This window comes from Ideonella alba (assembly GCF_018069875.1).
GTDB classification, from domain to species: Bacteria; Pseudomonadota; Gammaproteobacteria; order Burkholderiales; family Burkholderiaceae_C; genus Ideonella; species Ideonella alba.
The window spans coordinates 1-13122 of the sequence record NZ_JAGQDF010000016.1 but is presented as its reverse complement, the minus strand read 5'-3'; the positions used below and the strand labels follow the sequence as shown (position 1 = coordinate 13122).

General features: G+C 71.0%; 13 protein-coding genes. 10 read left to right on the top strand and 3 right to left on the bottom strand.

All coding sequences use genetic code 11. The features are described 5' to 3' along the window. Positions 1-31: 31 nt before the first annotated feature. From secD to KAK07_RS22050, 3 genes are read left to right on the top strand one after another with little or no spacing between them, the layout of a single operon-like run. Positions 32-1930, top strand: coding sequence for a protein translocase subunit SecD (gene secD / locus KAK07_RS22060; RefSeq protein ID WP_210863253.1), 1899 nt, complete (start codon positions 32-34; stop codon positions 1928-1930). An 18-nt stretch (positions 1931-1948) separates the two neighbouring features. Continuing rightward, positions 1949-2986: a protein translocase subunit SecF gene (secF, locus tag KAK07_RS22055; RefSeq protein WP_210856487.1), complete on the top strand. Its 1038-nt coding sequence runs from the start codon at positions 1949-1951 to the stop codon at positions 2984-2986. Positions 2987-3019: 33 nt separating this feature from the next. Then, on the top strand, positions 3020-5566 hold the full coding sequence (locus KAK07_RS22050; RefSeq protein WP_210863251.1) for a DUF1631 family protein: 2547 nt from the start codon (positions 3020-3022) through the stop codon (positions 5564-5566). 30 nt (positions 5567-5596) lie between these two features. Here KAK07_RS22050 and KAK07_RS22045 read toward each other — a convergent pair whose 3' ends face one another. The 3 genes from KAK07_RS22045 to KAK07_RS22035 all read right to left on the bottom strand — a co-directional run bounded on the left by KAK07_RS22045 (position 5597) and on the right by KAK07_RS22035 (position 8452). Then, positions 5597-6049 (bottom strand): Smg family protein, encoded by a 453-nt coding sequence (locus tag KAK07_RS22045; protein WP_210863249.1) that lies wholly within the window; start codon positions 6047-6049, stop codon positions 5597-5599. Positions 6050-6138: 89 nt separating this feature from the next. Next, positions 6139-7269: a DNA-processing protein DprA gene (gene dprA / locus KAK07_RS22040; RefSeq protein WP_210863247.1), complete on the bottom strand. Its 1131-nt coding sequence runs from the start codon at positions 7267-7269 to the stop codon at positions 6139-6141. A 22-nt stretch (positions 7270-7291) separates the two neighbouring features. After that, positions 7292-8452, bottom strand: a complete 1161-nt coding sequence (locus KAK07_RS22035) for a LysM peptidoglycan-binding domain-containing protein (RefSeq protein ID WP_210856483.1) — start codon at positions 8450-8452, stop codon at positions 7292-7294. Between the two features lie 243 nt (positions 8453-8695). On the opposite strand from KAK07_RS22035, the gene def reads away from it, so the two are divergent. From def to pgk, 7 genes are all read left to right on the top strand, one after another. Further along, on the top strand, positions 8696-9214 hold the full coding sequence (gene def, locus KAK07_RS22030; RefSeq protein ID WP_210856482.1) for a peptide deformylase: 519 nt from the start codon (positions 8696-8698) through the stop codon (positions 9212-9214). 17 nt (positions 9215-9231) lie between these two features. Beyond that, positions 9232-10188 (top strand): methionyl-tRNA formyltransferase, encoded by a 957-nt coding sequence (fmt, locus tag KAK07_RS22025; RefSeq protein ID WP_210863350.1) that lies wholly within the window; start codon positions 9232-9234, stop codon positions 10186-10188. A gap of 63 nt (positions 10189-10251) precedes the next feature. Beyond that, positions 10252-11103, top strand: a complete 852-nt coding sequence (gene htpX, locus KAK07_RS22020; RefSeq protein ID WP_210856481.1) for a zinc metalloprotease HtpX — start codon at positions 10252-10254, stop codon at positions 11101-11103. 164 nt (positions 11104-11267) lie between these two features. After that, positions 11268-11654 carry a hypothetical protein gene (locus KAK07_RS22015; protein ID WP_210856480.1) on the top strand — a complete coding sequence of 129 codons (387 nt, stop codon included), beginning with the start codon at positions 11268-11270 and terminating at the stop codon, positions 11652-11654. Positions 11655-11692: 38 nt separating this feature from the next. Next, complete coding sequence (locus tag KAK07_RS22010; protein ID WP_210801747.1) at positions 11693-12418, top strand: AzlC family ABC transporter permease; 726 nt, start codon at positions 11693-11695, stop codon at positions 12416-12418. Then, on the top strand, positions 12415-12744 hold the full coding sequence (locus tag KAK07_RS22005; RefSeq protein ID WP_210856479.1) for a branched-chain amino acid transport AzlD family protein: 330 nt from the start codon (positions 12415-12417) through the stop codon (positions 12742-12744). Before KAK07_RS22010 ends, KAK07_RS22005 begins: the two co-directional genes overlap by 4 nt. Before the next feature lie 45 nt (positions 12745-12789). Beyond that, the coding region (pgk, locus tag KAK07_RS22000; protein ID WP_210863245.1) for a phosphoglycerate kinase at positions 12790-13122 on the top strand (333 nt) is incomplete at its 3' end.

Genomic DNA, 13122 nt, shown 5'->3' with positions numbered 1-13122 from the left:
GCGCGGGCCGGCTGGCCCGCGACATCCGCGCATGAATCGCTATCCCTGGTGGAAATACGCGCTGCTGGCCCTGGCGCTGGTGGTGGGCCTGATCTACACGCTGCCCAACTTCTTTGGTGAAGCGCCGGCGGTGCAGGTCTCCAGCGGCAAGGTCACGCTGAAGGTCGATGCCTCGCTGCAAGGCCGGGTCAGCGAGGTGCTGAGCGCCGCCGCGATCCAGCCCGACTTCGTGCAGTTCGAGGGCAACTCGGTCAAGGCGCGCTTCGCCAGCACCGACATCCAGATCAAGGCCAAGGACGCGCTGAACAAGGCGCTGAACCCCGACCCCAATGATCCGTCCTACATCGTCGCGCTGAACCTGGTGTCGCGTTCGCCGCAGTGGCTGACCCGCCTGCATGCGCTGCCGATGTACCTGGGCCTGGACCTGCGCGGTGGCGTGCACTTCCTGATGCAGGTGGACATGCGCGCCGCCCTGACCAAGAAGGCCGACTCGATCGCCAGCGACGCGCGCACCATGCTGCGCGACAAGACCATCCGCCACGCCGGCATCTCGCGCGAGGGCAACAGCGTCGTGATCACCTTCCGCGACGCCGCCACCCGCACCCAGGCGCGCAACGTGCTGGAAGGCAACCTGCCCGACGTGCAGTGGGCCGACACCGCGGCCGCCAACGGCGACCCCGTCCTGAGCGGCACGCTCAAGGAAACCTCGGTGCGCAAGGTCCAGGAGGCGGCGCTCAAGCAGAACATCACCACGCTGCACAACCGCGTGAACGAACTGGGCACCTCCGAGCCGGTGATCCAGCAGCAGGGCCTGGACCGCGTGGTGGTGCAACTGCCAGGCGTGCAGGACACGGCGCGCGCCAAGGACATCATCGGCCGCACCGCCACGCTGGAGGTGCGCATGGTCGACGACTCGCCCGAGGCGGCGGCGGCCGCCACCGGCGCAGCGCCGGTGCCCTTCGGCACCGAGCGCTACGCCGAGCGCGGCGGCGGCCCGCTGATCGTCAAGCGCCAGGTGGTGCTGACCGGCGAGAACCTCACCGACGCCCAGGCCGGCTTCGACGACCAGCACCAGCCCGCGGTGCACCTGACGCTGGACGCCAAGGGCGCGCGCATCTTCAAGGATGTCACCCGCGAGAGCGTGGGCAAGCGCATGGCCATCCTGCTGTTCGAGAAGGGCAAGGGCGAGGTGGTGACCGCGCCGGTGATCCGCTCCGAGATCGGCGGTGGTCGGGTGCAGATCTCCGGCCGCATGACCACCCAGGAAGCCAACGACACCGCGCTGCTGCTGCGCGCAGGCTCGCTGGCGGCGCCGATGGAGATCATCGAGGAGCGCACCATCGGCCCGAGCCTGGGCCAGGACAACATCGAGATGGGCTTCAAGAGCGTGGTCGGCGGCTTCATCGCCATCGCCGTCTTCATGTGCCTGTACTACCTGCTGTTCGGCGTGTTCAGCTCGCTGGCGCTGGCCTTCAACCTGCTGATGCTGCTGGCGCTGCTGTCGATGATCCAGGCCACGCTGTCGCTGCCAGGCATCGCCGCGATCGCGCTGGCGCTGGGCATGGCGATCGACTCCAACGTGCTGATCAACGAGCGCGTGCGCGAGGAGCTGCGCGCCGGGGCCTCGCCGCAGGCGGCGATCCACGCCGGCTACGAGCGCGCCTGGGCGACCATCCTGGACTCGAACATCACCACGCTGATCGCCGGTCTGGCGCTGCTGGCCTTCGGTTCGGGCCCGGTGCGTGGTTTCGCGATCGTGCACTGCCTGGGCATCATCACCTCGATGTTCTCGGCGGTGATGTTCTCGCGCGGCCTGGTGAACCTCTGGTATGGCCGCCAGAAGAAACTCAAGTCGGTCTCGATCGGCCAGGTCTGGCGCCCCGATGGCGCCGAGCTGCCGGCCGTCGCGGCCGAGACCGACAAGCCCTGAGCGGACAGGAGACACAGCATGGAATTCTTCCGCATCCGCAAGGACATCCCGTTCATGCGCCACGCGCTGGTGTTCAACGCCATCTCGGCGCTGACCTTCGTCGCGGCGGTGTTCTTCCTGGCCACGCGCGGCCTGCACCTGTCGGTGGAGTTCACCGGCGGCACGGTGCTGGAGGTGGCCTACGAACAGACGGCCGACCTCGGCAAGGTGCGCCAGACCGTCGAGACGCTCAAGCTGGGCGAGGTCCAGGTGCAGAACTTCGGCACCTCGCACGACGTGATGATCCGCGTGCCGGTGCGCGGCGACATCAAGCAGACCGAGGTGTCCAGCAAGGTCTTCGGCGCGCTGTGCACGGCCGAGCAGGGCAAGGTGGTCGATCGCCAGTACACCACCGACAAGGGCGAGCAGGTCAGCCGCCAGGCCTGCGATGTGGCCGGGCACGAACCGGTCAAGCTCTCGCGCGTGGAGGCGGTGGGCGCCTCGGTGGGCGACGAGCTGGCCCAGGACGGCGCGATGGCGCTGCTCTTCGTGGTGATCGGCATCGTGATCTACCTGGCCTTCCGCTTCGAGTGGAAGTTCGCGGTGGCGGCCATCCTGGCCAACCTGCACGACGTGGTCATCATCCTGGGCTTCTTCGCCTTCTTCCAGTGGGAGTTCTCGCTGTCGGTGCTGGCGGCGGTGCTGGCGGTGCTGGGCTACTCGGTCAACGAGTCGGTGGTGATCTTCGACCGGATCCGCGAGGCCTTCCGCAAGTACCGCAAGATGACCACGGTGGAAGTGATCGACCACGCGATCACCTCCACGATGAGCCGCACCGTGATCACCCACGGCAGCACCCAGATGATGGTGCTGTCGATGCTGCTGTTCGGCGGCCCGACGCTGCACTACTTCGCGGTGGCGCTGACGATCGGCATCCTGTTCGGCATCTACTCGTCGGTCTTCGTGGCCGCGGCGATCGCGATGTGGCTGGGCGTCAAACGTGAAGACTTGCTGAAAGCTGTGGCGTCCGGCAAGGATGGCGACCCCAACGACCCCAATGCCGGGGCAGTGGTGTAGTAGAGTCAACGGGTCTTTGTGCCGACCCGTCCCATGAGCCCTGCGAGTGCCGCGTTGACGCCTCTGGTTGACCAGGCGCGGCAGCGGTTTGTCGAAACCCTCACCCAGGATGCTGCGGCCCTGGTGACCGCGGTCACCGAGGGCGCGCATCAGCTGGCCGATCAGCCCGCCGAGCGGGCGGTGGCACAGCTGCGTTTCGACATCGTGCAGGAGCTTCGCCGCAACGGCCTGGGCTGGCCGGCGCGCCTGAAAGACCATCTGCAACGCATGCTGGAACCCAGCGCCGCGGTCGATTCGGCGTCGGGGGCCTTGCTGAGTTCGCTGCAGGGCCAGAAGGACCTGTCCCTGGTCGACGACGCCACCGTGCGCCGCGAGATCGCCGTGTCCCGGCTGACGCTGGCCGTGATGGACCAGTGCACCTGGGAGGTGGCCGACCTGCGCGCCCGCTTTGTCAGCACCAGCGGCCAGCCCGACTTCCCCGATGACGACGTGCTGCGCCCCCAGGTGATGGCGCGCTGCCTGGTGCGCTCCTGGCTGGCCTGCGACCTCAGCCTGGACAGCTGGCAGCAGCTCGAATCCGTGCTGCACAAGCGCCTGGCCCAGCGCGCCCAGGAGGCCTACCACGAGGCCAACCGCTGGCTGGTCGAGCGCGGCGTGGTGCCCGAGATCGACCTGCGCCCGTTCATCCGGCGCTCCGACGGCACGCCCACCGCGCCGGGCGCGCTGGATCCGCTGGACGCAGCTCCGGCGGCCGCGGCAGCGGCCGATGCGCCGGTCTCGACCCGTTCGGGCGGCGCGGCCGCGGGGCCCTCATCGGCATCGTCCACGCCCTCGTCCTGGCGGCGCCTGTTCCCGGCCTCGCCTGAGGGCGCTGGCGGGTCCACGGGGGGTGGCGGCGCGGTGGGTGGCGGGGGCGGAGGTGCGTCTGGTGGTGGTGCCCCCTCGGGTGGCGGCACCGTGATGGGCGGCGCCGGCGGTGTGTACGTCGGCGGCGGCGATGGCGACACCCGCAGCGGCCCCGGCAGCACCGCCTACCGTCGCCGCATGGACGAGGAAACCCGCATGATGACCCGCCCGGTGGCGGGTCACCGCATGCCCACCGACGTCGTGCTCGAGCAGTTCGGCCAGATCGTCGAGCGTCACCTGCCCGGCTTTCTGGATACGGTGCAGGCCCAGCCGGCCTCGGCGCAGCTGTCGGCGGCCATGGCGCGCGCCCAGCAGCAGGTGGTGGCCGAGAGCGACGCCGCGCAGGCGCCGGGCGGCGGCGGCGCGCCCAGTCCGGCGATGGTGCTGCGCGACCTGCAGGAGCGCAGCCGCGAGCTCAAGTCCGCCGCCGCCACGCCGGCCGAGCGCGCCACGATCGAGCTGGTGGCGCTGCTGTTCCAGAGCATCCTGACCGATGACCGCATCCCCGCCACGATCCGGGTCTGGTTCGCCCGGCTGCAGATGCCGGTGCTGCGGGTGGCCATCGCCGAGCCCGATTTCTTCTCGTCCGAGGAGCACCCGGCGCGCCGCCTGATCGACCGCATGGGCGCCTGCGTGATGGGCTTCGAAGGGGCGGGCAGCACCGAGGCCGTGGGCCCGGCGCTGGAGGCCGAGATCAAGCGCATCGTGCAGGTGGTCGAGGCCTTCCCCGACACCGGCCGGCGCGTCTTCCAGACCGTGCTCAACGAGTTCGAGAAATTCCTCGAGTCCTACTACGCCGACCACGACGCGACCACCCGCATGGGGATCTCGCTGGCGCAGCAGGTCGAGCAGCGCGAGACGCTGGCGATCCAGTACACGATCGAGCTGCGAAAGCTGATCGCCAACATGCCCATCCACGATGGCGTGCGTGACTTCCTCTTCCACGTCTGGGCCGATGTGCTGGCCACCACCGCGATCCGCCACGGCCCGCAGAGCGACGCGCTGATCCAGGTGCGCGAGGCGGCGACCGAGCTGATCTGGACCGCCACCGCCAAGACCACGCGCGAGGAACGCGCCCAGGTGATCCGCCGCCTGCCGCCGCTGCTGGCCACGCTGCGCCAGGGCATGAACGCGGTGGGCATGTCGGCGCAGAAGCAGGAAGAGTCGATCAAGGCGCTGAACCTGGCGCTGACGGCGGCCTTCGGCGCGCGCGCGGCCACCATCTCCGACGAGCAGTTCGAACACCTGAAGCAGCGCCTGGAGACCATCGAGGAGCTGCTGCCCGACGACGATTTCGAGATCGACGACAGCTGGATCCTGGACGAGGCCAACCACGGCAGTGATGGTCTCGAGGTGGTGGGCGACGGCGGCTCGATGCCCGGCCCCGCGATGATCCAGTGGGCGATGCAGCTGGCCGTGGGCGACGCCTTCCGGCTGGAACACCGCGGCCGCCAGGAGACCGTGCGCCTGGTCTGGCAGGGCATGCACCGCCAGCTGTCGCTGTTCTCGGCCGGGGGCGGGCGCTGCCTGCTGTTCCAGAAGGCGCGCCTGGCGGCCTACCTGCAGGCGGGCCTGTTGCTGCCGGTGCAGGAGGAATCGCTCACCGCCAGTGCCACGCGCGAGGCGCTGCGCCGCATCGAGGCCGATCCGGGCCGCTTGCTGGCCGCTTCCTGAGCGGCGTGACTCGGCGCGCGGCGCCGGGGGTCAGTGGATGACGCGGTCCTCGGGAACGTCGAACAACTCGTCCAGCACCAGCGCGTCGGGCTCTTCGCCGCGCGACCAGAACAGCATCAGCAGGATGATCTTCAGATCGTCCAGCGGCAGCGGGCCTTCACCGGCCGCCATCGCGCGGTCGATCGCCTGCTCGCGCAGCTCGGGCGTCAGCACCCCGGCCGACTCCAGAAAGCGCAGGAAACCCAGGCCCTGCGGACCGAGCTGGTCTTCCTCGCGCGGCAGGTAGATCCGCTGGCTCAGCGTGGCCGGCGCCGCCAGCAGCGGCGTGACGGCGCTGTCCAGGCCATCGAGCCACTGCAGCGCGTCATGGATCTCGTCGGACTCGAAACCCACGGCCGAAAGCTTGCGCCTGAGCTGGTCGGGCTCCGGGCAGGCCTCGGGCCGCCAGTAGTTTTCGTAGAGGTAGACCAGCACATCGAACATGCGAGGATCATAGCCGCTGGGCCGCGCGCCCCAGCCGGGCGAAACAGGGCCTCGCCGGGGTGCTCTTCCGGCCCTTGCCCGGCGCCGGCTCAGGCCCGGCCGATGCGCTGGAAGCGGCCGCCCGGCAGCCGCGCCACCCGACCCGCCAGCTCCAGCGCCAGCAGCCGCGCACTGAGGGCGGCTGCCGGCCAGCCGCAGCGCGCCTGCAGCGCGTCCAGGCCCAGGGTCTCGTCGCCCAGCGCACCCAGCACGGCACGGTCGCCAGGGTCGGCGGCATCGGCCCGGTCGGCAGGCGCGGTGGACGGCCCGGGCGCCGGCACCGACCCGGCATGGGCGGGCAGCGCCTCGAGCAGTTCCTCGACGCTGGTCACCAGCGCCGCGCCCTGGCGGATCAGCTGCAGGCAGCCCTGGGACTGCCGGGCATGGATCGGGCCGGGCAGGGCGAAGACCTCGCGGTTGGCCTCCAGCGCCAGCCGGGCGGTGATCAGCGAGCCTGACTTCAGCGCGGCCTCCACCACCAGCGTGCCCAGGCTCAGTCCGGCGATGATGCGGTTGCGCAGCGGAAAGTGCGCCGGCAGCGGCGGTGTGCCCGGCGGGTGTTCGCTGAGCAGCGCGCCGTTGTCGGGGATGCGTGCCGCCAGCGCGCGGTGGCGCGTGGGGTAGACGATGTCCAGGCCACAGCCGGTGACCGCCACCGTGCCCCCCGGGCCGTCCAGCGCCCCCTGGTGCGCCGCGCCGTCGATGCCCGAGGCCAGGCCCGACACCACGCACAGGCTGCGCCGGCTCAGCCCGGCCGCAAAGTCGCGCGCATGCGCCAGACCGGCCGGCGTGGCCTGCCTGCTGCCGACGATGGCCACCGACGGCGCCGCCAGTCGCCAGGCGGGCCCCTCCAGCCACAGCAGCGGCGGCGGGTCGGGGCTGTCCAGTAGCAGCGGCGGGTAGTCCGGATCGCCCCAGGCCAGCACCTGACGCTGGGGCCCCCCCTCGAGCCAGCGCAGGCTGGCGTCCCAGGCGGCATCGGCGGCGGCGTCGCTGTCCTGGCGTGCCAGCAGGCCCTCGACCGCGGCGGCGCCCACCTGTTCCTGCCACAACGCCTGCGGGGCGTCGAGCACCGCCTGGGGGGAGCCGCAGGCGGCCAGCAGGCGACGCATGGCGCCGCGGCCCACGCCGCTGACGTGGCTCAGCCGCAGCCAGGCACGCAGCTCGTCCGGATCGACCATGCCCGCGGCAGCGGGTCGCCGCTCAGGGCTGGGTGACCAGATCGCCGCGGGTCACGGCGGTGTTGGACTGCAGCACCAGCGCATAGGACACGCGGTCGAAGACGCGGAAGACGAAGAGCTCGCCCACGCGGGTGTCGGGCAGGCGCATCACCGCGCGGTCGCCGGTGGTGGTGTCCACCGCGGTCTGGCCGGCGCGCCACAGCGCCAGCACGTGGCCGCGCTCCATGCCGTCCTTGGCGCCGCGGTTGATCGAGACGATCTGGTTCTGCCCGGCGTTCAGGCCATCGCCCTGCACGCCCACGATGCGCGCGGCCAGCATGCCTTCGGGCGAGTGCGGGGCGTAGGGTTCGAAGTCGCGCGGCGGCTGCGGCGCCAGGCGGTCGCCGACATTGGCTTCCTCGCGCAGCGACACCACGGTGAACGTGGCCGGCACCAGCTCGGCGGTCTTGCCGTCGGCCGAGGGGCGCACCTCGCCCGCGCGGACCTGCTCGACCACGCCCACGTGGCGGGCCTCGAAGCCGAGGATTTCGCCGGTCAGCGGGTCGGTCAGCGGCTTGGGTTCGCGGTAGAGCTGCCAGGTGCGCGCCTGCGAGACGTCGCCGCGCACGTAGGCGGTCTCGCCGCGCGACAGCAGCACGCGGCCCTCCTGGGTGGCGACGATGCGCGGCGCATTCACCAGGGTGTCGGCCTCCAGCACCACCGATTCGGTCAGGAACGGGCCGATCACGCTCATCGGCACCGAGCCGATGGCCGAGTCCTGCAGCGATTCAGGGCGCACCCGCGGCGACAGCTTGCCATCACCGCTGGATTCCACCGGCCGGCCCACGCGCAGCACGGCGCGGCCATTGCTCTTGTCCAGCCACAGCACCTGGCCGGGGTAGATCAGGTGCGGGTTGCGGATCTGCTCAAGGTTCATGCCCCACAGCTCGGGCCAGCGCCAGGGGCTCTTGAGGAAGATCTTGGAGATCGCCCACAGCGTGTCGCCGCGCTTGACGGTGTGGCTGTCGGGCGCGTCGGGGGCCAGCTCGGACAGCGGCACGCCGGCCTGCGCCACCTTCTGGGCGGTGCTGCGCTGGCCGTCGGTGACGGGGTAGTTGACGGCCGACGCCGGGCCGGTGACCAGGGCCCCGCACAGGCCGAGGGCACACAGCAGAGGAAGAAGGCGTGGCGAGGATCGGCTCATGGTTCGAGTCTCCCGGGCAATGAGCCGGAAATCAGTGGCAATGCAACAATCGGGGCCTGAGGGCCGTCCTGGCCGGGTCAGTCCCGCGAAAAGCTGAGAAAGCGTCGCAAATTCTGCCCCTAAAGCCTTGATGCCGCAATGAAATGCGGTGACGGCCGTCGCCCAGATTCGCCCCGCCCGCGCAGCGGCTGTTGTGTCTTGTCGACAGCCCGGCGCCCAACCGAGTCCCTCTGCCCCGCTTCCATGGCCCTGCTGAGCATCCTGCGCTACCCCGATCCCCGACTGCACACCGTGGCCCAGCCCGTGGCCGAGGTCGATGCCACCGTGCGCCAACTGGTCGACGACATGCTCGAGACCATGTACGCCGCCGAGGGCGTGGGCCTGGCCGCCACGCAGGTGGACGTGCACCGTCGGGTGATCGTGATGGACACCTCCGAGCAGCGCGACCAGCCGCTGGTGCTGATCAACCCCGAGATCACCTGGGCCAGCGACGAACTGCGTGTGGGCGAGGAGGGCTGCCTGTCGGTGCCCACCATCTACGACGAGGTGCGCCGCCACGCCCGGGTGCGGGTGCGCGCGCTGGGCCGCGACGGCCAGCCGCACGAGTTCGAGGCCGAGGGCCTGCAGGCGGTGTGCGTGCAGCACGAGATGGACCACCTGATGGGCAAGGTCTTCGTCGAGTATTTGAGCCTGCTCAAGCGCGACCGCATCAAGACCAAGATGCTCAAGAAGACCCGCGACGAGCAGGGGCGCCGCCGCTGATGGCCGCGGCTGCGGACCTGCGGGTCGGCTTTGCCGGCACGCCCGAGTTCGCCGCGGTGGCGCTGCAGGCGCTGCTGACGGCCGGCTTCACGGTGCCGCTGGTGCTCACCCAGCCCGACCGCCCGGCCGGCCGCGGCATGAAGCTGCTGCCTTCGCCGGTCAAGGCGCTGGCGCTGCAGCAGGGGCTGCCGGTGGCGCAGCCGCGCAGCCTGCGCCTGGACGGCAAGTTCCCGGACGAGGCCCGCCAGGGCCAGACTGCGCTGCAGGCCGCGGCGCTGGATGTGCTGGTGGTGGCCGCCTACGGCCTGATCCTGCCGGCCTGGGTGCTGGCCACGCCGCGCCTGGGCTGCGTCAACATCCACGCCTCGCTGCTGCCGCGCTGGCGCGGCGCGGCGCCCATCCACCGGGCGATCGAGGCCGGCGACGCCGAGACCGGCATCACCCTGATGCAGATGGACGAAGGCCTGGACACCGGCGCGATGATCAGCCGCCGCGCGCTGGCCATCCACGCCGACGACAGCACCGCCACGCTGCACGACCGCCTGGCCGCGCTGGGCGGCGAGATGATCGTGGCCGGGCTGCGCCAAGCCGCCGCCGGCCAGGCGCTGACCGCCACGCCGCAGCCCGCCGAGGGCGTCTGCTACGCCCACAAGATCGAGAAGGCCGAGGGCGCGATCGACTGGTCGCTGCCGGCGGCGGTGATCGAGCGCCGCATCCGCGCATTCGACCCCTTCCCCGGCGCCAGCTTCAGCTGCCAGGACGAGGTGGTGAAGTGCTGGCAGGCCCGCCTGGCGCCCGGCGTGTCCGGCAGCGCGCCGGGGACCGTGCTCTCAGCCGGGGCCGACCACCTGCGCGTGGCCTGCGGTGACGGCGCGTTGGACCTGCTGCAACTGCAGCGTCCAGGCGGCAAGCGCGCCCCGGTGGGCGCCTTCGTGCAGGCCCGCCCCGGCCTGGCCGGCCAGCGCTTGGCTTGAACTTTCCACAGCCCGCCCGCATCTGAGGCAGACCTGTCAACAACGGAGCCCCAGGCACCCACCATGTTCAATCTGCTGAAGACCGCCGTGCTGATGGCGGCCATCACCGCCCTGTTCATGACCATCGGCCAGCTGCTGGGCGGCCAGACCGGCATGATGATCGCGCTGGTCGTGGCGCTGGGCATGAACGTCTTCAGCTACTGGTTCTCGGACAAGATGGTGCTGCGCATGTACAACGCGCAGGAGGTGACCGAGCAGACCGCGCCGCAGTTCTACCGCATGGTGGCCGAGCTGGCCGCCAAGGCCGAGTTGCCGATGCCCAGGGTCTACCTGATCAACGAGGACGCGCCCAACGCCTTCGCCACCGGCCGCAACCCCAGCCATGCCGCGGTGGCCGCCACCACCGGCATCCTGCGCGTGCTCTCCGAGCGCGAGCTGCGCGGCGTCATGGCCCACGAGCTGGCCCACGTCAAGCACCGCGACATCCTGATCAGCACCATCAGCGCCACCATGGCCGGTGCGATCGGCATGCTGGCCAACTTCGGCATGATGTTCGGTGGCCGCGACTCGGAAGGCCGTCCGGCCAACCCGATCGTCTCGATCCTGGTGATGCTGCTGGCGCCGCTGGCCGCCAGCCTGATCCAGATGGCGATCAGCCGCGCCCGCGAGTTCGAGGCCGACCGCGGCGGCGCCGAGATCTCCGGCGACCCGGCCGCGCTGGCCTCGGCGCTGCAGAAGATCCACCGCATCGCCCAGGGCATCCCGCTGGAGGCCGCCGAGGCCCACCCCGAGACCGCCCAGATGATGATCATGAACCCGCTGTCGGGCGGCGGCCTGCGCGGCCTGTTCTCGACCCACCCGTCCACCGAGGAGCGGGTCGAGCGGCTGATGGCCCTGGCGCGCGGAGCGCGCTGACCCAGGATCCGCGCGGAGCGCGCTGACCCAGGATCCGCGCGGAGCGCGCTGACCCAGGATCCGCGCGGAGCGCGCTGACCCAAGTTCCGCACAGCGCGCGCGGACTCAAGTCCGGGCCGGTCCTGGCCGATAACCCGGTCACACCCCTCTGCCCGGACCCGACCATGCGCCCGATCCTGACCCTGTCCCTTCTTGCCAGCGCCCTGCTGCTGGCAGGATGCGACCAGCTGGGCATCGAGTCAGCGGCCGTGGTGGCCGAGAAGCGCTCGGCCGAGGGCAAGGCCATCGGCGGCGCCTGCCGCCATGCGGCCCGCGCGATCGAGGACTGCTACACGCTGAACAAGAAGGCCGACAAGGCCGCGGTCTACGCCGGCTGGCGCGACATGGACGACTACATGCGCGAGAACAAGCTCGAGCCCGTCCTGCCGCAGATCAAGCCCGAGCCCAAGAAGAAGCCGCCGCCCGCCGACGGCGAGGAAGCCGTGGCCGATGCCGGCACCGAGACCAAGGACGGCAAGGACGCCGCCGCGTCCGCACACGGCAAGCACTGAGTCCGGCCCCGCGGCCGCCGCCATAGGACAATGGCGGGATGCTCGATTCCTGGCGCCGCCTGCGGCGCGATCCTGATTTCCACGCCGGCGCGCGCGAGATGGCCGGCATCGCGCTGGGCATCGGCGCCTGGGGCCTGGTCACCGGCGTGGCCATGGTCAAGAGCGGACTGGGCGTGCCGCTGAGCCTGCTGATGACGCTGACCGTGTTCGCCGGCAGCGCGCAGCTCAGCGCACTGCCGCTGATCGCCGCCGGCGCGCCGATCTGGGTGGTCTGGGCCACCGCCGCCTGCGTCAACCTGCGCTTCGTGATCTTCAGCGCCGGCTGGCGCCCCTACTTCGCCCACCTGCCGCGCCGACAGCGCCTGCTGATGGGCTATGTCAGCGGTGATCTGAACTACGTGTGCTTCATGCGCCGCTACCCCGAGCCGGTGCCCGCGCCGGGTCAGCTGGCCTACTACTGGGGCGGTGTGGCGGTGAACTGGTGCGCCTGGCAGGCCATGTCCATCCTGGGCATCGTGCTGGCCGACCAGGTGCCCACCGAATGGGGCCTGGGCTTTGCCGGCACGCTGGCGCTGCTGGGCCTGACCGGCTCGCTGCTGACCGACCGCGCCACCTGGATCGCGGCGGCCGTGGCCGCCTGCGCCGCGGTGGCGGCCTATGCGCTGCCGCTGCGCCTGAACATCGTGGTGGCGATTGCCGCGGCGGTGGCCGTGGGCATCGTGCTCGACCACTGGAAGCCCGCGCAGCGGCCGGGGGCCGCATGACGGGCTGGGACACCGCACTCGCCATCCTGGGCCTGGCCGTGATCACCGTGCTGACGCGCAGTTTCTTCCTCATCCCCGAGCGCGAACTGCCCATGCCGGCGTGGCTGCGCGAAGCGCTGCGCTATGCACCGCTGGCCGCGCTGTGCGCCGTGGTGGCGCCCGAGATCGTGCTGACCCAGGGCCAGCTGATCCACACCTGGCAGGACGCCCGACTGTTCGCCGCCGCCGCCGGTGCGCTGTGGTTCTGGTGGCGCCGTGGCATCCTGGGCACCATCGTCTGCGGCACCGCCGTGATGTTGACGCTGCGCCTGGGCCTGGGCTGGTGAATCCCGATAATTCGATCTGTTGAACCCCCGAAGAGAGCCAAGACCATGAACGTGATCCGCTTCGCCGACCTCGTCGCCCAGGGCCGTGCCCAGGGCCAGCGCGTCTTCATCCGCGCCGACCTGAACGTCCCGCAGGACGACGCCGGAAACATCACCGAAGACACCCGCATCCGCGCCTCGGTGCCCTGCATCCAGCTGGCGCTGCAAGGTGGTGCCGCGGTGATGGTGACCTCGCACCTGGGCCGCCCCACCGAGGGCGAGTTCAAGCCCGAAGATTCGCTGGCCCCGGTCGCCAAGCGCTTGGGCGAGCTGCTGGGCCGCGAGGTGAAGCTGGTCGCCAACTGGGTGGACGGCGTGGCGGTAGAGCCCGGCGAGGTG